This is a genomic window from Holdemania sp. 1001095H_141210_F2 (genome assembly GCF_015558105.1).
Taxonomy (GTDB): domain Bacteria; phylum Bacillota_I; class Bacilli_A; order Erysipelotrichales; family Erysipelotrichaceae; genus Holdemania.
In genome coordinates this window covers 131,578-154,009 of record NZ_JADNPO010000002.1, presented here as the reverse complement: position 1 = coordinate 154,009, position 22,432 = coordinate 131,578, and the positions used below count along the sequence as shown (strand labels likewise).

Here is a 22,432-nt window from a genome sequence, read left to right as displayed (position 1 = left end):
TAATTTTCAGCGTGAAAAGGAAATCAATAAACTGCGAATTCCGCTTAAAAAAGCCCGGTAAAGAAAAGGACAGCGTGGGGGATCAGGGCAGACTGTTGGGAGTGCTGCGGAAGCGGCGTCGGGATAAAGAGGACGATAAAGAGTTTAACTTGAAAATAATTCATCTCTGTGTTATAGTGAGCTTGTCCGACATAAGAGGATTCCGTTCACCCTGGTTTGACAAACATTACGCTTTGTCGACCACTTTCAGCGAGTTCTTGTTTTACAATTAGAACAACACTTGATATAATTGTTCTGATATGAAAAAAGAGGTGCAGCAGAATGAAAGAAATTGGTGCTACATTGAAAAAACGCCGGGAAGAACTCGGCTACACTCTTGAGGAAATGAGCAATAAAACGCGGATTTCCGTCGCTCAGCTCAAAGCGCTGGAGGATGGAGATCTGGAGTTCTTTAAGGATGACCTTTCCTATGTCCGGTATTTTGTCCGGTTCTATTGTCAGGCATTGTATCTGGATTTCGACCCGCTGCGGGATCAGCTGAGTCAGGATCTGGATCAGTTTACCGAAACGATGAGCTTAAAGGCGATTCATGACCGGGAAGAAATGCAGTCGAATATTGAAAAGAAGATCAGCAGGGCTTCGGGCACGTTGAAAAAAGAAAAGAAAAAGATCGACTATTCGCTGGTGTCGCTGCTGGCGGTCATTGCGGTGATGCTGGTCTGCTTAAGCGTCGTGTTGTTTAAGACGGCGCCGAACTGGTTTAAATCTGAACCGAAAAAAGACAGTTTCCCAACGGCCGACGTCACGCCGACGCCATCGCTGACGCCAAGTGAGACGCCGGATGTGATCGGTCAGCCCTCTGCACTGACGGTGACGATGGCGGCCAACGATCCGTCAACCTACGAGGTGCGCGGCTGGAAGGCGCAGGAAAGCTTTACGATCGCCGTTACCTTTGCGCAGGACACATGGATCCGGGTGCTGGAAAACGACGTTGCGACCGACAATCCGGCGAGCACGACCTATCATGCCAACGACGTGATGGAGATCACCCGCACCGCTTCTCAGGATTTAAAGATCACGATCCATTTCGGCATCGTCAAAAACAACACGATCACAATTAACGGCGAGGCGGTGACGCTGGACGCCGGGATCGCGGCGAAAACCAGCGGTCAGAAAATCAACTTCATTCTGAAAGGGGAATAAGCTATGAATTTACCTAATCGTTTAACCGTGATGCGGATCATCATGATTCCGGTCATCATTTTGATCGCGATCTTCCCTTATTCGCAATTCGGAATTGAGATTCCTCTGCTGCAGTTTGGGTTTGTGACGCTTTCGGCGGTCAATATCGTGATGCTTGTGCTGTTCTGCGTCGCCAGCTTCACGGACTTTCTGGACGGCTATCTGGCCCGGAAGAACAATCTGGTCACAACCTTCGGTAAATTTGCCGATCCGATCGCCGATAAGCTGTTAGTCACGACGATGTATATTTTATTCGCGGCGCAGGGCACGATTCCCGTCGTGCCGGTGCTGATCATGGTTGCCCGCGATACGATTGTCGACGGCATCCGCATGATCGCCTCAAGCAACGGCGTCGTGATGGCGGCGGGCTATCTGGGCAAGCTGAAAACGGTGGTGCAGATGCTTTCGATCATAACGATTCTGCTGAACAATCTGCCGTTTGAGCTGTACCGTCTGCCGGTCTCGGATTTCTTATTGTGGTTTGCGGCATTCACGTCGCTGGCCAGCGGAATTTCCTATTTTAATCAGATGAAGGAGTACATTTTTGAAAGCAAGTAGCATGGCGGAACTGGCGGCGCTGGTTCGTCAGAAAGGCTGGACGCTGTGCAGCTGCGAGAGCTGTACGGGTGGGTTGTTTGCCAGCCGGCTGACCGAAGTGCCGGGGGTGTCCGCCTTCTTTAAGGGCGCCGTCGTGACCTATTGGACGGCGATGAAGATCGACGTCGTGCATGTCAATCCGGCGATACTTGATCAGTATGGTGTGATCAGCGAACAAACTGCGAAAGCGATGGCCGAGCAGTGCGCGCTGTTAATGAACTGCGACATGGCGGTGGCCTTTACCGGCAACGCCGGACCGGACGTCATGGAGGACAAACCGGCGGGGATGATCTGCACGGCAATTCATGTTCCCGGTCAAACCTGGACCGCGACCGACCTGTTAACCGGGACGCGTCAGGAAGTCCGCGAACAGATCGTTCAGCGGGTTGCGGAGCGAAGTTCGTCAATTTTAAGACAGATTCGGTAAAATAAAAAGGAATTTTAAAAAATTTGCGTATATAAAGAGTAGCGGAGGGACAGCTATGGCAGAAAAAGAGAAGAATAAAGACGCACTACTCCAGGACACACTCAAACAGATCGAGAAGCAATACGGCAAGGGGTCCATTATGAAACTGGGCGACCGGGCCAACGTCGACATCGACGCCATCAGCAGCGGTTCGATCGCGATCGACTACGCGCTGGGCATCGGCGGCTATCCGAAAGGCCGGATCATCGAGATCTACGGACCGGAATCCTCCGGTAAAACGACGCTGGCGCTGCACGCGATCGCCGAGTGCCAGAAAGCCGGCGGACGGGCGGCGTTTATCGACGCAGAAAACGCGATCGACCCGATGTACGCGAAGAATCTGGGCGTCAAGATCGACGATTTGATCTTATCCCAGCCGGACAGCGGGGAACAGGCGCTGGAAATCACCGAGATGCTGATCAAGAGCGGAGCGATCGACCTGATCGTCATCGACTCAGTTGCAGCTTTAGTTCCGCAGGCCGAACTGGATGGCGAAATGGGCGATTCCCAGGTCGGTCTGCAGGCCCGTTTGATGTCGAAGGCCATGCGGAAGCTGGCCGGCGTCATGAACCGCAGCCAGTGCACGGCGATCTTTATCAACCAGCTGCGGGAAAAGGTCGGCATCATGTTCGGCAATCCGGAAACGACCCCGGGCGGCCGGGCGCTGAAGTTCTATTCTTCTGTGCGCCTGGACGTGCGCCGCAGTGAAGCAATTAAGAATGGTTCGGAAATCGTCGGCAACAAGGTTAACGTCAAGGTCGTAAAAAACAAGGTCGCGCCGCCGTTTAAGGTCGCGGCGATCGAAATCATGTACGGCGAGGGAATTTCGCATATCGGCGAAGTCGTCAGCCTGGGCGAATCGTTTGAAATCATCAACAAGAGCGGCGCCTGGTTCTCCTATAACGGAGAGAAGATCGGGCAGGGCCGCGAGGCGGTGCGGGCATTCTTAAAAGCCAATCCGCAGCTGGATGAGGAAATCACCGCGAAAATCAAACATAAACTTTTTCATGGCGACGAGGAAGAAGCGCCAGCCGAAGAACAAGCTTAAGCTTGTTCTTTTTTTCAAGATGTGAAAAAGCGCTTAACGGCGGGCGTCAGAGGAAGACTTTGGGTGAAAGGGCTTCCTTTTTAAAGAATAAAACAATGGGAAATGGGATGAAAAAGCCGGTGAAAAAGAAAGAATTTCTGGAAAAACCATGCTTTGTTATTGTGAAAACGGTTAAAATTAGGTATTATTATAAAGGAGTCACAACTCTACACAACTGATAATGGAGGAAATAAGGTATGATGAATTCACTTGTTTTGTCCATTTTATCTGGTATTGGGGGTTTAGCTGTCGGTGTCGTCATCATGATGATCACATCCCGGCTGGGCTTAAATCGTGATCAGCAAAAGGCAAAATTGCTGTTAGAAGAGGCACAAATTAAATCTGAGAACTTAGTCCGACAGGCTGTGCTGGACGGCCGTACGCAGGCGTACGAGCTGAAGCTGGCCGCTGAAAAAGAAGTTAAGGAAAGAAAGCAAGAGCTTCAGGATAAAGAAAATAAACTGACGCGTCGGGAAGATAACCTGAATTTTCGTGATGAAACCTTAACGGCGAAAGAAAAGCAGATTGAAAACAAAAACAGCCAGATCACGGATAAACTGAATGTACTGGAGAAGATGGAAACTCAGCTGCAGGCCAAGATCGACAATCAGATTGTCGAATTGGAACGCATCGCGTCAATGAGCGCCGATGACGCCAAAAAGGAATTGATGGACGCCGTCGAAAAGAAAATGGATAAAGAGGTCAGCGTTTATATCCGCGAACGGGAAGACGAGGCACGTTCCAAAGCCGCCGATTCCGCCCGCAATATCATCGCGCTGGCGATTCAGCGTTATGCTCAGGAAGAAACGATCGAACGGACGGTTTCCGTCGTCGGTCTGCCTTCCGAGGAAATGAAGGGCCGGATCATCGGCCGCGAGGGCCGCAACATCAAGGCGATCGAACAGGCGACCGGCGTCGATCTGATCATCGACGACACGCCGGAAACGATCACGGTTTCCTGCTTCGACCCGATCCGCCGCGAAATCGCGCGGCAGGCGTTGGAAACACTGATCCGCGACGGCCGCATTCAGCCGGGCCGGATCGAGGACGTAGTCCGCAAGGTGACCAATGAACTCAACGACACGATTATGAAAACCGGCGAGGATGCGGTGTTCAAGCTGCAGATCGGCCGGATCGACAAAGAGCTGGTCAGACTGCTGGGCCGTCTGCGGTTCCGTTACAGCTATGGTCAGAACGTATTGCAGCACAGCATGGAAGTCGCTTATTTGTCCGGCATGATGGCCGCCGAGCTGGGCTTGAACCAGACGCTGGCCAAGCGCGCGGGCTTACTGCACGATATCGGCAAAGCGCTGGACTTCGAAATGGACGGCAGCCATGTCGAGCTGGGTGTGAAGGTTGCGAAGAAGCACGGCGAAAACGCTGTCGTCATCAACGCGATTCATTCGCATCATGGCGAAGTCGAACCGACGACGCTGATCTCCAACCTTGTCGCAGCGGCGGACGCGTTAAGCGCAGCCCGTCCGGGGGCCCGGTTTGAGAGCTTTGAAAACTATATCAACCGGCTTGAACAGCTGGAAGCGATCGCCAACGGCTTTGAAGGCGTCGATAAGACGTATGCGATTCAGGCCGGACGCGAAATCCGCGTCATGGTTATTCCGGATAAGATCGACGACGTGGCATGCCATCGCGTAGCGCGCGATATTAAAGATAAGATCGAAGCCGAGCTGACCTATCCTGGACAGATCAAGGTCACCGTCATTCGAGAAACCCGCGCCAGCGAATTAGCGAAATAATGCGAATTTTATTTATCGGCGATATCGTCGGTTCCCCAGGCAGGCAGATGCTCCAGCAGCACCTGCCTGCTTTAAAAGAAAAGATCTGTCCGAACCTGACGATCGTCAACGGCGAAAACGCCGCTCATGGCAAAGGCATCACCAAAAAGATTTATCACCAGCTGTTAGGCTGCGGGGCGGACTACATCACGATGGGCAACCATACGTTTTCCAAAAGCGAATTGAAAATGTTCATTCAGGAAGCCGACCGTCTGATCCGGCCGGTCAACCTGGCTCCGGTCGAGCTGGGCGAGGGCGTGCGGATTGCGAGGGTTAACGGGAAGTGGATCGGCATGGTCAATCTGTGCGGCGAGGTGTTCATGGATAACGTCGTGCGCAGTCCGTTTGCGTGCATGAGCGAAATTCTGAACCGGATATCCGCCGATCTGTGGTTCGTGGATTTCCATGGCGAAACGACCGGCGAGAAGGAAACGTTCGCGCAGGTGTTCGCCGATCGGTGCGTCATGATCGTCGGCACGCACACCCACGTTCAGACCGCCGATGAGCAGCTGATGCGGGGCTGCGCGTACATCAGCGACGTCGGCATGTGCGGCGCGTTTGACAGCATTCTCGGCCGCGATAAGCAGGAGGTTATCGACCGCACGCTACATGGAATCAAAACCCGGTATACCGTCGCGGAAGGACCGGCAATGCTATGCGGGGTGTGGGCGGAAATCGACGAAACGACAGGCCGGGCTTCCCACGTTGAGCGGATTCAGATCAGACCATAACATAAACCCCTTTTTTCTCACATATCCTGTTAGAAGAAAGGGGTATTTTATGGAAATATTAAAAGTATCAACGAAATCCAATCCGAATTCGGTCGCGGGCGCGTTAGCCAACTTATTAAAAGAGAACGATCGGGTCGAAGTCGATACGATCGGCGCCGGCGCGATTAACCAGGCGATCAAGGCGGTTGCGATCGCGCGCGGGTTTGTGGCGCCGATCGGTCTGGAGCTGTTCTGCGTGCCGGCGTTTATGGATATCGTGATCGACGGTCAGCAAAGAACGGCGATAAAACTTATTGTTGAAAAAAAGCAACCATGATATAATAGGGAGCATAAAGGAGGATGAAACAATGCCAGCAAAAGTAGATAAAGATACATGCATCGGCTGCGGCGCATGCGCAGGAGTTTGCCCGGTAGGAGCCATTGCATTACAGGACGATGGAAAAGCGGGTGTTGACGAAGGAACATGCATCGATTGCGGTGCCTGCGTTTCGACCTGCCCGGTTTCTGCCATTTCGCAGTAATTCCATCCTGAAATAAGCAGAGAGACAGAAAGAAGGCGACAAAAAGCCTTCTTTTTGATATAATGAAACGCGTTATGAAAAAGACAAGGAGATGCCTATGAAAAAAGACTGGAAGCTGCCGTCGCTGAAGGCGGCGCAAATACGGACGCCGCAGGAAGCGGCGATCGAACGTTCGCTGTTCGCCCTGGATCCGCAGGCGCGCAGTCTGGGCGTCGGCCGGCGTTATTATATCCATACCTATGGTTGTCAGGCGAACGAGCGCGATTCGGAAACCATCGCCGGAATCCTTGAAACGATGGGTTTTTTGAGCGCTGCCAACGAAGCCGACGCGGATTTGATCATTCTGAACACGTGCGCGGTGCGCAAAAATGCCGAGGACAAGGTCATCGGCCAGCTGGGCGCGCTGAAGCGGATGAAGCGGGAAAATCCCGATCTGATTTTCGCGGTGTGCGGCTGCATGGCGCAGGAGGAAGACATCGTCGATCTGATTCTGAAGAAATATCATCAGGTCGATCTGATCTTCGGCACGCACAATCTGCATCGACTGCCGCAGCTGTTGACGCAGGCCATGCTGAGCCATGAGCGGACGGTGGAGATCTTCTCCAAGGAAGGCGAGGTCATTGAAAACCTGCCGGTGCGCCGCTTTGGCAAGCATAAGGCGTGGGTCAATATCATGTACGGCTGCGACAAGTTCTGTACGTACTGCATCGTGCCGTATACCCGCGGCAAGGAACGTTCGCGCGATCCCGAAGACGTGCTGGCAGAGGTGCGCGAACTCAAGGCACAGGGCTATAAGGAGATCACGCTGCTGGGCCAGAACGTCAACGCCTATGGCAAAGACCGCGCCAGCGGCTACGGTTTTGCCCAGCTGCTTCGCGATACCGCGGAAATCGGTGTTGAACGGGTGCGCTTTACAACCAGTCACCCATGGGATTTTACGGATGAGATGATCGAGGTGATCGCCAGCTATGACAACATCATGCCCGCGATTCATCTGCCGGTGCAGTCCGGCAGCAGCGAAATGCTCAAGATCATGGGCCGGCGTTATACCCGCGAGGAGTATTTAACGCTGTTCCATAAGATTAAAGACCGGATTCCGGGCTGTTCGTTCACGACCGATATCATCGTCGGCTTCCCCAATGAAACCGAGGAACAATTTGAGATGACGCTGAGCCTGGTCGACGAATGTCAGTACGACGGCGCGTTTACGTTCATCTATTCTCCCCGCGAGGGCACGCCGGCCGCACGGATGCAGGACAATGTGCCGGCTGAGGTCAAAAGCCGCCGCCTGCAGCAGCTCAATGAAAAGATCGCGTTTTATGCCCATCGCAATAACGAGCCGTATCTGGGCCGGATCGTGACCGTGCTGGTCGACGGACCATCCAAGAAAAACGAACAGGTTTACAGCGGCTACAGCGAGACCAACAAGCTGGTCAACTTCACCGCCGATCATGCCGAACCGGGCGATCTGGTTCAGGTGCGGATCACCGAGATCCATTCGTGGTCGCTGAACGGTGAAAAAATCGAACAACCGCAGCCGCAGGCTGCCTGAGCCCCAAAGACAACTGCCGTCGGAATTTCGCTGAATGAGACCGGCGGTTTTTGTTTGCTTTTTATCAGACCGCGGTCTTTTTTTAGTGAACGCCTTCTCCAGGCTGGAAGGCGATTCTGTTAAAAAGATTGAAATCCAGCCGGAGCTATGATATAGTTTACCCACGAAGCTATCCCTGTTGGGCCGTATCATGATTGACCAAAACCGCCTGGACAAGCGCTTTTCAACGATTGAAAGCGTTTTTCCTGCGCTGCGCGCGGTTGTCAGGGAACGTTGGACAGGGTATAATAAAGAAAACATCATAGGAGGAATTTTCATGGATCAAGTACGTCTGTTCGCTTTGGGCGGACTGGATGAAGACGGCAAAAACATGTATGTGGTTGAAGTCGGCGAATCCATTTTTGTCATTGAAGCGGGCTTAAAATATCCGGAATCCACCGATCAGTTGGGGATCGAGCGGATTATTCCGGACTTCAAATATTTAATTGAGAACCAACACCGGATTCAGGCGATTTTCATTTCGCATGGTCATGACGACGTCATGGCGGCGCTGCCGAATCTGCTTCGGCATGTCAAAGCACCGGTATATTCGACGCCGTTAACCGCGATGCTGATCGAGGAGATGCTGAAAAAGGAAGGACTGCGCGAGATTCGCGTGCACCGCGTCAAGCGCAATTCCAGCTTTAAGATCGCCGGAATTCCGATCCGCACCTTCGGCATGACCCAGTCGATCGCCGACGGCTTCGGCCTGTCGATCGAAACGCCGCAGGGTGCGATCGTCTACACGAGCGAATACATCGTCGACTACGATATTCATAACGACGCCTTTTCCTGCGATATCACCGCTTTGGCGGAGATTGGCAAGCGCGGCGTGCTGGCGTTGATGACCGAGTCGGTCGGCGCGGACCGCGAGGGCCATTCGGCGCCGCATCACCGGATCACGGAGTTTGTCGAACCGGCATTTGAAGACGCGGAAGGCCGGATTATCATTACGACTTATCATCAGAATTTATACCGCATCATCGAGATTATCGAGCTGGCGAACAAGTACAACCGCAAAGTGATTTTCTATGACGACGATCTGCGCGCGATTTTAAAAGCCGTCGAAAAGATGGGCTATTACCGCATGCCGATCGGTCTGGAAATCCCGAAAGCCAAGTTTACCAATGACTTGAAGGGCGTCGTGGTGATCGTGTCCGGTTCAGGCGATCACGTGTTCCGGCGGATGCACAAGGTCGCGCTGGGCGAAGACGCGATGCTGCGGCTGAACGGCCAGGATACCGTCGTCATTGCCTCGCCGGTGGTGCCGGGCACCGAACGCGAAGCGACGAATATGGAAAACGAACTGTATAAGGAAAACGTCCGCGTTGTGACGCTGGACCGGCGCAAGGTGTATTCCATGCACGCGTCGATCGAAGATCTGAAAATGATGCTTTACCTGTTTAAGCCGACCTATTACATGCCGATCAAGGGCGAATACCGCCAGCTGGTGTCCAACGCCAACATCGCGCTGAACATGGGGTATCACGCGGATAAGATCCTTGTGCTGGACAACGGGCAGATTGCCAAATTTGAAGACGGCATTCTGAAATCGACGGCGGATCAGCTGACGCTGGAAGACGTTTTGATCGACGGCAACGAGAATCTCGACGTCAGCGGCATGGTTTTGCGCGATCGGGAAATTTTATCCACCGACGGCGCGATCATCGTCGGCATCGTCGTCAATCACAAGACCAAGGAGGTCATCGGCGGACCGGATGTACAGAGCCGCGGCGTGATCTATCTGAAGGACGCCGATCACATCGTCAAGGAAATCGGCAACATTATCGAACGCACGGTCGAGGACGCCGTCAAGGAAAAACGCTATGAGAATATGGCGGTGCGGATGGAAGCCAAAGACCGGATCGTGAAATATGTCTTGAAGGAAACCGGCAAGCGGCCGATGATTTTACCGGCGATTGTCGAAATCAATGTCACGGAATAGGAGATGATGATCCGTGGCGAAAACGAAGCAGAAAAAGAAAAAAAGCAATAAGAATACCGTGGATTCGGAAATCCTGCGTTATGTGATCGCGTTGGCGGCGATCACCGTGACGCTGATCGCGGCGCTGCAGTTGGGCATCGTCGGTCAGTTTCTGACTACGATCACGCGGTATTTGTTCGGAACGTATTACGGAGTCGTCTACGGGCTGTGTTTACTCGGGGGGCTGGCTGTCTTGTTTGGACAGAAGTTTCCCGTTTTCTCCGTTAAGACGCTGATCGCGATCGGCGCGGTGTTGGTCGCGATGATTTTGTGGTCGGCGATTCCTCAGGATCCGCAGCTGAGCGGCTTTCAGGTGTTCAGCGAGTATCTTTCCCATACCGGCGAGCATTTCAGTTCGCCTTCAACCGTCGCGGCTCAGGGCGGCGTGCTGGGCGCGTTATTGTATTCGCTCAGCTCGCTGTTGTTTGCCCGCACCGGCACGGTGCTGGTGATTTTCGCGCTGCTGGCGCTGGCCGCGCTGCTGATGATCAAGACCGAGGTCTATGTGTCGCTGTGGCAGTCGCTCACCGGGGCTTTGCATCGTGAGAAAAAGACGAAGCCGAAGCGTTCCAAACGCGAAACGGAAAGCGATTCGCTGGAAGTGGCCGCGGAAGAGCGGAAGGTGATCGGCACGGTGGAGCTGGGCAAAAAGAAGAAGAAATCAATTTTCTTAACCCCGGATGACGAACCGGCGCCTGAAGAAGAGCTGCCGTCATCGGTCGTGAAGAAAGAAAAGAAAAAAGAGGAAAAAGAGAAACCGGCTGCGGAGGAGCTGCCGAAGGTGGTATCCGTGGGCAGCGGCGCGGGAGCGGTCGACTACAAGCTGCCGGCCTTGACGATGCTTGATGAAATTCAGGCCAAGTCACGCTCGGTGCTGAACCAGAACGCCGCGTCGATCAAAGGCAAGAAGCTGATCGAGGTGCTGGGCAATTTCGGTATCAACGCGCAGCTGGTCGCGACGCATATCGGCCCGGCGGTCACTAAATTTGAAATCCGTCCGGATTCCAACGTCAAGGTATCGAAGATCAACGCGATTTCCGATAACCTGAAAATGGAGCTGGCAGCCCGCGATATCCGGATTGAAGCGCCGATTCCCGGCCGCAACGCCGTCGGCATCGAAATTCCGAATGTCGAAACGACGCCGGTCAAGATGCTGGAGCTGATGCGTCAGCTGCCGGAGGATAAAAAAGACAAAAAGCTGCTTCTGGCGCTGGGCAAGGATTTAATGGGTAAAGGCATTTTCTGCCAACTGGACAAAATGCCGCATCTGTTGATCGCCGGCGCGACCGGCAGCGGCAAGTCGGTTTGTATGAATACGATCATCACCTCGCTGTTGATGCGGACTTCGCCGGATGAGGTAAAGCTGCTTTTAGTCGATCCGAAGAAGGTGGAATTCACGCCTTACCGCGAGATCCCGCATCTGATCGGTCCGGTGATTTCCGACGGCGCCGAGGCAGCCCGCGCGTTAAAGGTCATCGTCATGATGATGGAAAACCGCTACGAAGTCTTTGCGCAGGTCGGGGTGCGCAACATCGCCGGCTACAATGAGAAAATCGCCAAAGAACCGCAGCCGAACCTGCAGCCGATGCCGTTTATCGTCGTGATCATCGACGAATTGGCGGACTTGATGGCGGTGGCCGGCAAGGAAGTGGAAATGAGCATCCAGCGGATCACGCAGCTGGCGCGCGCCGCCGGCATTCATCTGATCGTCGCGACGCAGCGGCCCTCGACCGATGTCATCACCGGCATCATCAAGGCCAACATTCCAAGCCGGATCGCCTTCTCCGTTTCCAGTGGCATTGATTCCCGGACGATCCTCGATCATGTCGGAGCGGAACGGCTGCTGGGCAACGGCGATATGCTTTATTTCCCGATCGGCGAACCGAGTCCGGTGCGCTTGCAGGGTGTCTATGTTACCGACGAGGAGGTCAAGCGGATCACCGACTTTGTTTCCGCTCAGATGAAGCCGCGCTACGAGGACGCGTTTATCCGGCTGGAAGGGGTCGATAACAACGAGAGCACGGCTGTGGTCTCAGCCCAGGACGATCCGCTGTACGAGGAAGTGAAGGACTACGTCATCGAAACGCAGAAGGCGTCGACGTCGCTCTTGCAGCGAAGGTTCGGAATCGGATATAACCGCGCGGCCCGGCTGATCGACGTGCTGGAAGAACGCGGCATCATCGGTCCGGTTCAGGGCTCGAAGCCAAGAGATGTTTACATTAAAAAGAACGCTGAAGCGGACGCTGAGGAAGAAGATTGAAAAATCACATTGAAACCGGAATTGATTATTTTCTGAATCAAAACCGGTTTTTTTCCTGACTTGCCGGAATTGTCTGAAGAAAACCACGCCTTAAGTTGACAAATGGCATTTTAAAAGTCTAATATTATACTGTAAGCATAGCTTGCACAAAGCAATGGAGGGAAAGAAAATGAAAAAATTGCTGACCTTTGCTTTAGCGCTGCTGATGGTTGCCGGCTGTTCCAACAATGGCGGAGGAACGGCTACACCGACACCAAGCGCTGACGCAAACACAGACGGTGAAAACACCGGCTGCACGATTACCATCGGATTAGTTACCGACTTGGGCGGTATCGACGACAAGTCCTTCAACCAGGGTACTTGGGAAGGCGTAGTTAAATTCGCGGAAGACAACAAGATGAGCGAAGATTGCTACGGCTACCTGCAGTCCTCGGCGGACGCGGATTACATCCCGAATCTGAGCACCTTCGCGGATCAGAAGAAAGATCTGATCGAAGCTCCGGGCTTCCTGTTTGAAGATGCGATGAAAGAAGTTGCCGATCTGTATCCGGATCAGAAGTTCGTTATCATTGATACGGAAGTTGACAAACCAAACGTTGCTTCCGCAGTCTTTAAAGAGCAGCAGCCTTCTTATCTGGTCGGTGTTGCCGCAGCCATGAAGGCGAAAGAAGCGGGCAAGACGAAAGTCGGATTTATCGGCGGCGTTGAAAACCCGATCATCGAACGTTTTGAAGCGGGCTACAAGCAGGGTGTTGCCAGCGTCGATCCGGCGATCGAAGTGCTGACGGATTATGCCAACGCATTTGACGATCCGGGCAAAGGCTCGACCTTGGCTCAGAAGCAGTACAATGACGGCGCGTATGTTATTTTCCATGCAGCGGGCGCAACGGGCAACGGTCTGATTAAAGAAGCGAAGGACCGCCGTGAAGCTGGCGAAGACGTCTGGGCGATCGGCGTTGACTCCGACCAGTATGACGCAGGTCTGATGTCTGACGGCAAATCCGCAGTTCTGACTTCTGCGCTGAAGCGTGTGGATACAGCGGCTTACTATTTCGCAGAACAGGTCAAGAACGGCACATTCCAGGGTGGAACAATGGTCTTTGACGCAAGCAATGACGGCATCGGCTTCCCGAAGGAAAACCCGAACCTGTCTGATGAAATCGTCAAGGCGATGGAAGACGCGTTAGCGAAGATCAAGTCCGGCGAGATCGTCGTTGACGAAGCAGTTCAGAAATAAGCTGATTTTCAATTTGTGAGAGGAGAGCGCAGGCTCTCCTTTCTTTTTGACAAAAGTTGAACTCTTTCATGAAGGTTACAGGTCTCTGATCGGAAGAGGACTTTTGTCAGAAATCCAATCGGTTTTTATCCCAAACCGACGCGGCAGAAGAGAGAAAACAGGTGGAAAACGAGGAACTCTACCGTTGGTAGGTGTTCCTTTTGGCGTGCTGCGCTACAATGAAAACGATGAAAGCGAGGATAAAGTATGGATCAGATAAAAATCGGCGGCTTCATCGCTATCCGCAGAAAGGAAAAAGGCTGGACGCAAAGTCAGCTGGCCGAGGTCTTGGGGATTACCGATAAAGCGGTGTCGAAATGGGAAACGGGGAAATCGCTGCCGGATTACGCATTGCTGACGCCGTTAAGCGAGGCGTTGGGAATCACGCTGAGCGAATTATTTTCGGGCGAATTGATCCGTGCAGAAGATTTAATGGAAAAAACAGATCAGGTGCTGCTGGAGGTGATCGCCGGATGGCTGGGCCGGGATGAGCAGGTGCCGGCTGACAAGTCCAGCTTATCTTGTCCGGTCTTGCGGCTGGAGCATGTCGCCAAGGTTTATGAGAATGACGGCGTACTGACGCAGGCGGTGCGGGACGTCAGCTTCACGGTGGACAAAGGCAGCTTTGTCGGAATCATGGGGGCTTCCGGCTGCGGAAAGTCGACGTTATTGAATCTGATCGCGACGATGGATAAGCCCAGCGGCGGAACGATTGAGCTGGATGGGCAGGATCTGGCGGAATTATCGGAAGCAGATCTGGCGGCTTTTCGCCGGGATCATCTCGGATTCATTTTTCAGGAATACAATTTGCTGGAAACGCTGACAATCCGGGAAAATATGATGCTGGCGCTCACGATCAAGCAAACGCCGAAAACTGAAATTAAAGGGATTGTGGAACACTGGGCTGCCAGGCTGGGGATCTCTGAGATTCTGCAGCATTTTCCCAGCGAGGTTTCTGGGGGACAGCGGCAGCGCTGTGCCTGCGCCCGCGCGATCGCGACGCAGCCCACGCTGATTCTGGCCGATGAGCCGACCGGGGCGTTAGACAGTCAGGCGGCGAAAGCGCTGTTGAAAACGTTGACGATGCTGCGCGGGGAGGGGGCGACGATTCTGATGGCGACTCACGACGTTTTATCCGCCAGCTATTGCGACCGCATCCTGTTGATGCACGATGGTCAGCTGCGAAAGGTGATCGAGCGGGGAAGTTTAAGCCCACAGGCGTTTTTTACCCGCATTCTGGACGCGATGGGATCGGTAAGAAAGGCGGCGGAGAATGGTTTTTAAATTAGCGTGGCGTAACGCCTGCCGCAGTGCCGGCGATTATTTTGTCTATGTGATGACGGTGATCATTCTGGCCGCACTGTTGTGTTTTTCCCATTGTGTTGCAGCGTTAGGACAGAGGCAGGCCGGATTTCAGACGGCGGCGCTGCCGCTTCTCATCGTTTCAATTCTGGTGCTGCTGGTCGGGGTTCTCAATCAGTTCATCGTGGCGCAGCGGGCTCAGGAGCTGGCCGTTTACCTTTTAATGGGAATGGAAAAACGCCGGTTGATCCAGCTGCTTCTTTTGGAATTGGGATGGATCGGAGCGTTCTGCTGCCTGTTGGGAATCTGGCTGGGCTGTGGCGCCGGTTGGATCCTGCTCTTTTCGCTGCCGGAGGGGGCGATCTTCGCCAACATGCTGCCGCTGTTTGGCCAGAGCGCGCTGCAGACGGCCGTCTGGTTTCTGCTGGCCCAACTTTTATCCGCTTATCCGGTTTACCGGAAATTATCGCGCCTGCAGATTTGTCAGCTGTTCGCCGAGCAGCGGCGGAATTCGCCTTTGAATCCGGATCAGCGAAAGCGGTGGCAGACAATCTTTCTGGTCAGTCTGGCGGTCTATGTGTTCCTGCTGATCCTGCTGGTTCGCGGAAACGAGGAAATCATGATGTTCTCCATCGCGTTCATCGCGATCCCCCTGCTGCTCAGCGTTGCCGCTTTTTACAAGTTTGTCTATGCCGCAGGTTCAGGTCTGCGCCGCACCTGCCCCTCTGCGCTGCTTGAAAATGACCGTTTGCTGAAGATCGCGGAATTCAGCGGCGGGGCGAAAAGCGGAGCACTTCTTAACACGGTGTTCTGTGTCTGTCTGATCTTCGCGTTTACAGCGTTTTGTTTCGGCACGCTGTTGTTTGCGGAGGGGCTGGTTGTTGGTGATCCGCAGACGCAGCGCTGGATGGGGTTCTTGCAGATCAATATCGGACTGATCTTTCTGGTTCTTTATTTTTCAATGCTTTCCTTAACGCAGCTACTTCAACTGCGGCGGCAGAGGCGCGCGCTTATGATTCTGCACGCTTTGGGCAAAAGTGAGAAAGCGCTGAACCGCTGGCTTGATTATCAGGTTATCGAAGGTTTGAGTCTGCCCATGGGCATGGGGATTGTTTCGCTGGGGCTTGCCGCGCCCTTTGTCAATTTCAAATTGAATGCGATGCTGCTTCCGGCGATGCCCGATGTTCTGTTTCAGATCGGCGGCGTGTTTGTTTTATGCTTTGGGATTTTGTATTGTATTTATTTTTTTGCGGCTGCCGCGTTTAATCGCCGTTTTCTGCGAAGACTGCTGGCGCCCCGGACAGGCTGAAAATCAGAAGTCCAACGTTGCTTTACTGAATTGCCTGAAGCGGGGAAAGAAGCCGAAGTCTTCCAGCGCTCAGATTTCTTTTTTCTGTTCACAAGCACTGCTCAGGTGTCAAATGTCACATTTATTAGCGGAAAACGCAAAAAAAGCCACCGGGAGAGGAGGGAAGTATGTTATAATTTTGGATAGTTAATGGAGGGAAAATAATGAGTTATGCGATAGAGATGCTCAACATCACCAAGGACTTTCCAGGCATCCGCGCCAACGACGATGTGACTCTTCAAGTAGAGGAAAAAAGCATTCATGCTCTCTTGGGAGAAAACGGGGCCGGAAAATCCACGCTGATGTCGATTTTATTCGGTCTGTATCAGCCGACCCGCGGCACGATTAAAGTGCGGGGACAGGAAGTAAAAATAACAGACCCGAATGTCGCCAACAGCCTGGGGATCGGGATGGTGCATCAGCATTTTAAATTGGTAGAATGCTTTACGGTCACTGAAAATATTATTCTCGGACTGGAACCGAAAACAAAATTCTATACCACGGATATCAAATCGGCGGCGCAGCGGATTCAGCAGCTGAGCGAAATGTACGGGCTGAACGTCGACCCGTATGCCAAGATTCAGAATATCTCGGTCGGCATGCAGCAGCGCGTCGAAATTTTGAAGATGCTTTACCGCAATGCGGACATTTTGATCTTTGACGAACCGACGGCGGTGCTGACGCCGCAGGAAATCCATGAGCTGATGGAAATCATGCGCAATCTGACCAAGGAAGGCAAGACGATTATTTTAATCACGCATAAATTGAAGGAAATTAAGGAAGTCGCCGATGTGTGCACCGTATTGCGGCGCGGCCGGTGCATGGGGACGATTCAGGTCGCGGAAACTTCGGAAGAGGAAATGGCAAAGCTGATGGTCGGCCGGGAAGTCGATTTCGGCGTTGAGAAGCAAGCTCAGCAGCCCGGCAAGGTCGTGCTGGAGATCGAGCATTTGAAAGTCAAAAACTCCAAGGGGCTTTTAGGCGTGAAGGATTTCAGTCTGCAGGTGCGCGCCGGTGAAATTGTCGGCGTGGCAGGCATCGACGGCAACGGACAGACGGAGCTGGTGTATGCGCTGACCGGACTGGCGAAGGCGGAAGGCGGCAAGGTGCTGCTTAACGGCAAGGATATCACGCACAGCTCAATCAAGCACCGGATCGAAGCCGGGATGGGCCATATTCCGGAAGATCGGCATAAGCATGGTTTGATTCTGGATTTCAAACTGAAAGAGAACATGGTTATTCACAGCTATAACGAAGCGCCGTATGCGAAGAACGGCCTGCTTCAGATGGCGGCGATCGACAGGAAAACCGACGAACTGATCGAAATGTTCGACGTCCGCAGCGGTCAGGGCCGGGAAACGATTACCCGCAGCATGTCCGGCGGCAATCAGCAGAAAGCGATCATCGCCCGGGAGATCGACCGCAGTCCAAAGCTGCTGATCGTCGTTCAGCCGACGCGGGGACTGGATGTCGGCGCGATCGAGTACATCCATAAACGGATCGTGCAGGAACGCGACAACGGCAAGGCAATTCTGCTTGTTTCGCTGGAGTTGGACGAAGTGCTGGCGCTGTCTGATCAAATTGCCGTGATGTTCAACGGCGAGCTGACCGGCTGGGTCAAAGCGGAAGAGACGGATGAAAACGAGCTGGGTCTGATGATGTCCGGTTCGATCCGGAAGGGGGTTGGCGAAGCATGAAAAAAAGAGAAAAACTGGCAGCTCCGTTAATCGCGGTTCTGCTGGGTCTGTTAGTCGGCATGATCATCGTCATCGCCAGCGGGAAATCGCCGGTGCTGCTGATCTCGGCGATTGTCAAAAGCTTCTGCGGCTTTGACATCCTGGCGCCGGGACCGATCAACCCGCGCTACTTCGGCGAGTTTATCGTCTTCTCGATGCCGCTGATTTTGACCGGTCTGGCGGTCGGGTTCGCTTACCGCACCGGTTTGTTCAACATCGGCGGCGAAGGTCAGGTCATGGTCGGGGCGCTGGCGGCGACCGTCGTCGGCATTCTCGTACCGCTGCCGCCGGTGCTGCACGCGATCGTCTGTTTGATCGCCGGCGGCGCTGCCGGGGCATTATGGGCCTTTTTACCTGGCTTTTTGAAAGTCAAACGGAATATCTCGGAAGTCGTCACGGCGATCATGATGAACTATGCCGCGCTGTACTTCTGCAACTACATCTTAAAGGCGCTGCCGGGTTCAACCCAGACCCGTACAGTGGATCTGCCGGCCTCGGCGCTGATCAAATCGGATTTTCTCAAGCAGATCACGAATAATTCCCGCCTGCATTGGGGCATTCTGGTCGTCATTCTGGCGGTGATTGTTTATCACATCGTCATTGAGAAGACGACGTTCGGCTACAGTCTGCGGGCAACCGGCTTCAATGCCGAGGGCGCACGTTATGCGGGCATGAAGGTTGAACGCAACGTCGTCTATGCGATGATGATTTCCGGCGTTATGGCCGGGCTGGCAGGAGCGATCATGGTCTTGGGCACCTTCGGCTACGGACGCGTGCTGAATACGGCGGAAAACTACGGCTTTGACGGCATCGCCGTCGCGCTGGTCGGCGGGTGCAACGCGATCGGCATCTTCTTTGCCGGCTTGTTGTTCGGTCTGCTGAAGGTGGCGCAGCCGCTGATGCAGTCGATGCAGATTCCGAAGGATATCGCAACGATCATCTCCTCGACCATCATCATGTTAGTCGCGATGCAGAACGGCATCATCTTCATTATGAACTGGTTGTCAAAAAAGAAAGAAACGGCGGAGAAAGGAAGTGAAGAAGCATGAGTTTGTTCTATAACATGTTTACGATCACTCTGATGATCTCGGCTCCGATTATCATCGCGGCGCTGGGCGGCTTGTTCAGCGAACGCAGCGGCGTCGTCAACATTGCGCTGGATGGCATCATGCTGGTCGGAGCGTTTGTTACCGCAGCGGTGGTTGTGGTGCTGGATCCGACCGGAGCCAACAGTAAGACGGCGATTCTGATCGGCTTGATCGCGGGCATGGCGGCCGGCGTGGTCTTCTCCCTGCTGCATGCCTATGCGAGCATCGACCTGAACGCGGACCAGACGGTTTCCGGGACGGCGCTGAACTTGCTGGCGGCCGGCATCACGGTCTATCTGTGCCAGATTTTCTTCAACCAGCAGCGTACCCCGGCGTTTATCCGCGGTATCACGCGCATTGATGTGCCGGTCTTAAAGGACATCCCGGTATTGGGCGAGATGTTCTTCAAGCAGGTGCATCCGACCTTCTATCTGACGATCATCCTCGTCTTTGTAACCTGGTTTGTCGTCTTTAAAACACCGTTCGGTCTGCGCATGCGCTCCTGCGGTGAATTCCCGCAGGCTTCTGCGTCGATGGGCATCAACGTCCGCCGGATGCGCTATTTCGGCGTGCTGGTTTCCGGCGCGCTGGCAGGCCTGGCCGGGGGCGTCATGGTCTTGACCCAGGACGTTCAGTTTACCGTCGTGACCATTCACGGTTTCGGGTTTATCGCGATCGCGGCGCTGATCTTCGGTAAGTGGAATCCATTCGGCGTCTTAGGCGCCGGCATGTTCTTCGGCTTCTCCCAGACGCTGGGCTTCTACGCGAAGGACATCCCGTTTCTGGCGACGCTGCCGACGGAATTCTTCAGCATGTTCCCGTATGTTCTGACGATCATCGCGCTGGTCATCTTCGCCGGCAAGTCGGTCGGTCCGAAGGCGGCGGGCGAAATATACGATACAGGCAAACGTTAAGACTGAGCCGGCTGAAATTGTGCAATTCCATTCAGCCGGTTTTTCTTTTTCCCTGTTAATTCTGGTATAATCAGTAATAAAGAAAGAAATCAGATTTCATCGCTGATAAGGAAAGAGGATATTGATGAAGATTGAAGAAATCAGAAAATCATGGCGGCAGCTTGTCGCGCAGAAAGAGTTCAAGCAGGTAGCGGAATTGCTGCGGCAAAGTCCGGAGCGGGAAAAAATCATGCAGCGGGGACGGGAGCTGTGCGCGCATACATTTGTGTTCGATCATCCGTGGGACATGGAACGGTGTCTGACGCCGCATACCATGGAAACGATGAATTGGAATCAGGTGTTCAATGACGACGAGGAATGGACATTCATGCTCAACCGCATGGATTACTGGTCGGCGCTGGCCAAAGCGGCGCTGATCAGTCAGGATACGCGCTATCTTGATCAGGCGAAAGACTTTTTGCTTGACTGGATCACGCAGCATCCCCAGATTGAAGCCAGTCTGTCGACGCGTACGCTGGATACCGGCATCCGTGTGGTCAACATGCTGGAATGCGCAGCGCTTTTGGAAGCAGCGGAAAAGCTGAGCGAAGAGGAGCTGACATGGATTCTTACAAGCGTAGAGAATCAGCTGGCGTATTTGAAAGCGAATTATATTGAGAAATACACCTTGAGCAACTGGGGCAGCATTCAAACCTGCGGGATTATCGTGTGCTCGGCAATGATGGGAAAGGATCCGCGGCAGGATGAAGTCTACCGCTGGGCACTGGAGGAACTGGAAACCCAGATGCAGCTTCAGATCGGATCCGATGGCATGCTTTGGGAACAATCGACGATGTATCATGTCGAGGTGCTCAACAATGTGCTGCGGGTATTGGATTACGCGCAGTATTATCCGATTCCGCTGACGGATGAAATCCGCGAAAAAGCACATGCGATGACTCGGGCGCTGATGCATATGATGATGCCGGATCATCAGATCGAAACCTTCGGCGACTCCGACCGGGTCAATGCCGAGGATGTCATGAACAAAGGCGCTATTTTATTTGACGATCCGCAGCTGCGCGCGATGGGCAGCGATCAGGGCGACAGCGATCTGCTTTTAAACGGCGGGATGCCGGCCTGGCGCAAGCTGCAGACCCTGCCGAAGCAGACGCCGCAGACGTTGCTCTATGCCGGGCAGGATTGCGGCATCGTCGTACGCCGGAGTGATTTCGGCCGGAGCGCAGAATGGATGATGGTGCTTAACGGCGAGCTGGGCAGCGGTCATGGTCATTCGGATAATCTGCATTATTCGATTATCCACCAGGGTCTGCCGTTTGTGATCGACCCCGGCCGCTTCACCTATCGTGAGGATCATCCAGTCCGCGTCGAACTGAAAGGGATGAGCGCGCACAACACGGTGGTTCTGGACGATCAGCCCGGCAGCGTGCCGGATTCCAGCTGGACCTATCAACGGTTTCTGCGTCCGTTGGCAACGCTCATCCGCGATACGCCGGAGGGCTTGTATTGGGAAGGGGGCGTATTGACCGAACAGCCGCAGATGACGCACATCCGGAAGCTGATCATGCTTCCGCAGGGCTGCTGGGTTGTCTGTGATGAGATTTTCTGTGAGGGCGGGCATACCGTTGTCAGCCGGATCCAGCTTGATCCGCAGGCAGAGGTCAGCAGCAATCAATCGGATTGGCAGTTGAAACAGGGAACAGTCAAGCTGAATTATCATCATGAAGGCTTGCCGGTCAGCGTGGAACAGGGACCGTGTTCGCTGCGCTACAACGAATTGCAGGACCATAAAATCCTTGCCAGCCGGGGAACGATGCGCGGATCGTTGTTTCAGGACGAGCTGTTTTATGGCGAGGACTTCCGGCTGGAACCGGCTGAGGTTGTGCAGCCGGGCCGCGGAAAGCTGAGGCAAGAGGAAGTCAGCGCCTGGCGGTTTGTCCGGGGTGAAGAAAGCTATACGTGCGTCATTTTCCATCAGCAGCTTTACCGGGGAAAGAAGATTTTGTATTGCGAAGGGCTGCCGCTGCACAACCAGGCCTGTTTGATTATCAGGAAAGCGGGCTTGAAAAAGCTGATCCGGCTGAAATAAAGCGGGCGGAACTGGGTGTTTAAAGCTGCAGGGAAGCATGAAGAAACTGAAAATAATAAATTGAAATGCCTGCTTGGAATGAATTGGCAAAAGGGGAAGGCGGCGCTGCAAAGGCAGCGCCTGTCATCCCTGACGTTTATTCGCGTGAGGGCAAACTAAAGTGCGCTGACTCTTTGTGAAAAGGGATGCAGCGCTTTTTTTTGACTGATAAAACTTTTTGACTGCCGGTCTTTCTGATCGTGTCCAAAGTCAAGGTCAACGGGTCTATTAAATCATTGCGGCACAAAGACCTTCGCCGCTTAATTCATCAATAAACTGACGGCAACAGGCCTTTTAAAATACAGCGGCATAAAGACCCCGGATTTTCATCTGCTGCCTGTCTTTAATAACGAAAGTCAAAAAAGCTG

18 protein-coding genes and 1 pseudogene are annotated in these 22,432 nt (G+C 53.5%); all 19 read left to right on the top strand.

Translation table 11 applies throughout. From position 1 onward, the window contains the following. Positions 1–321: 321 nt before the first annotated feature. The 19 genes and pseudogenes from I2G61_RS02065 (at position 322) to I2G61_RS01980 (ending at position 22,025) form a co-directional block, all read left to right on the top strand. Positions 322–1,203: a RodZ family helix-turn-helix domain-containing protein gene (locus I2G61_RS02065; protein ID WP_072683557.1), complete on the top strand. Its 882-nt coding sequence runs from the start codon at positions 322–324 to the stop codon at positions 1,201–1,203. A 3-nt stretch (positions 1,204–1,206) separates the two neighbouring features. Next, positions 1,207–1,800, top strand: a complete 594-nt coding sequence (gene pgsA / locus I2G61_RS02060) for a CDP-diacylglycerol--glycerol-3-phosphate 3-phosphatidyltransferase (protein WP_072683556.1) — start codon at positions 1,207–1,209, stop codon at positions 1,798–1,800. Further along, the gene (locus I2G61_RS02055) at positions 1,787–2,266 is read left to right on the top strand and encodes a CinA family protein (protein ID WP_139248554.1); all 480 of its coding nucleotides are present in this window, start codon (positions 1,787–1,789) and stop codon (positions 2,264–2,266) included. The genes pgsA and I2G61_RS02055 overlap by 14 nt, the downstream gene beginning before the upstream one ends. 55 nt (positions 2,267–2,321) lie before the next feature. Continuing rightward, positions 2,322–3,353 (top strand): recombinase RecA, encoded by a 1,032-nt coding sequence (gene recA / locus I2G61_RS02050; RefSeq protein ID WP_072683554.1) that lies wholly within the window; start codon positions 2,322–2,324, stop codon positions 3,351–3,353. 236 nt (positions 3,354–3,589) lie between these two features. Beyond that, the gene (rny, locus tag I2G61_RS02045; protein ID WP_072683552.1) at positions 3,590–5,146 is read left to right on the top strand and encodes a ribonuclease Y; all 1,557 of its coding nucleotides are present in this window, start codon (positions 3,590–3,592) and stop codon (positions 5,144–5,146) included. After that, the gene (locus I2G61_RS02040) at positions 5,146–5,916 is read left to right on the top strand and encodes a TIGR00282 family metallophosphoesterase (protein ID WP_072683551.1); all 771 of its coding nucleotides are present in this window, start codon (positions 5,146–5,148) and stop codon (positions 5,914–5,916) included. Before rny ends, I2G61_RS02040 begins: the two co-directional genes overlap by 1 nt. 49 nt (positions 5,917–5,965) lie before the next feature. After that, complete coding sequence (locus tag I2G61_RS02035) at positions 5,966–6,232, top strand: stage V sporulation protein S (protein ID WP_072683550.1); 267 nt, start codon at positions 5,966–5,968, stop codon at positions 6,230–6,232. 31 nt (positions 6,233–6,263) lie between these two features. Then, positions 6,264–6,437: a 4Fe-4S binding protein gene (locus I2G61_RS02030; RefSeq protein WP_006060856.1), complete on the top strand. Its 174-nt coding sequence runs from the start codon at positions 6,264–6,266 to the stop codon at positions 6,435–6,437. 97 nt (positions 6,438–6,534) lie between these two features. After that, complete coding sequence (gene miaB, locus I2G61_RS02025) at positions 6,535–7,989, top strand: tRNA (N6-isopentenyl adenosine(37)-C2)-methylthiotransferase MiaB (protein ID WP_072683549.1); 1,455 nt, start codon at positions 6,535–6,537, stop codon at positions 7,987–7,989. Positions 7,990–8,305: 316 nt separating this feature from the next. Then, positions 8,306–9,973, top strand: coding sequence for a ribonuclease J (locus tag I2G61_RS02020; RefSeq protein ID WP_072683548.1), 1,668 nt, complete (start codon positions 8,306–8,308; stop codon positions 9,971–9,973). A gap of 13 nt (positions 9,974–9,986) precedes the next feature. Further along, positions 9,987–12,272, top strand: coding sequence for a DNA translocase FtsK (locus I2G61_RS02015; RefSeq protein ID WP_072683547.1), 2,286 nt, complete (start codon positions 9,987–9,989; stop codon positions 12,270–12,272). Between the two features lie 169 nt (positions 12,273–12,441). After that, entirely contained in the window at positions 12,442–13,509 is a 1,068-nt protein-coding gene (locus tag I2G61_RS02010; protein WP_072683546.1) for a BMP family ABC transporter substrate-binding protein, read from the top strand. A gap of 246 nt (positions 13,510–13,755) precedes the next feature. After that, a pseudogene (locus I2G61_RS16320) lies at positions 13,756–13,950 on the top strand (helix-turn-helix domain-containing protein); the annotation flags it as partial. A gap of 93 nt (positions 13,951–14,043) precedes the next feature. Next, a complete protein-coding gene (locus tag I2G61_RS02005) occupies positions 14,044–14,832 on the top strand; it encodes an ABC transporter ATP-binding protein (protein WP_369802542.1) in 789 nt (262 codons plus the stop codon). After that, on the top strand, positions 14,822–16,159 hold the full coding sequence (locus I2G61_RS02000) for an FtsX-like permease family protein (RefSeq protein WP_072683544.1): 1,338 nt from the start codon (positions 14,822–14,824) through the stop codon (positions 16,157–16,159). The genes I2G61_RS02005 and I2G61_RS02000 overlap by 11 nt, the downstream gene beginning before the upstream one ends. A 203-nt stretch (positions 16,160–16,362) precedes the next feature. Beyond that, on the top strand, positions 16,363–17,895 hold the full coding sequence (locus I2G61_RS01995) for an ABC transporter ATP-binding protein (RefSeq protein WP_072683543.1): 1,533 nt from the start codon (positions 16,363–16,365) through the stop codon (positions 17,893–17,895). Beyond that, positions 17,892–18,983, top strand: a complete 1,092-nt coding sequence (locus I2G61_RS01990) for an ABC transporter permease (RefSeq protein WP_072683542.1) — start codon at positions 17,892–17,894, stop codon at positions 18,981–18,983. Before I2G61_RS01995 ends, I2G61_RS01990 begins: the two co-directional genes overlap by 4 nt. Continuing rightward, the gene (locus I2G61_RS01985; protein WP_072683541.1) at positions 18,980–19,936 is read left to right on the top strand and encodes an ABC transporter permease; all 957 of its coding nucleotides are present in this window, start codon (positions 18,980–18,982) and stop codon (positions 19,934–19,936) included. Before I2G61_RS01990 ends, I2G61_RS01985 begins: the two co-directional genes overlap by 4 nt. 124 nt (positions 19,937–20,060) lie before the next feature. Continuing rightward, positions 20,061–22,025, top strand: a complete 1,965-nt coding sequence (locus tag I2G61_RS01980; protein WP_072683540.1) for an alginate lyase family protein — start codon at positions 20,061–20,063, stop codon at positions 22,023–22,025. Positions 22,026–22,432: the final 407 nt, after the last annotated feature.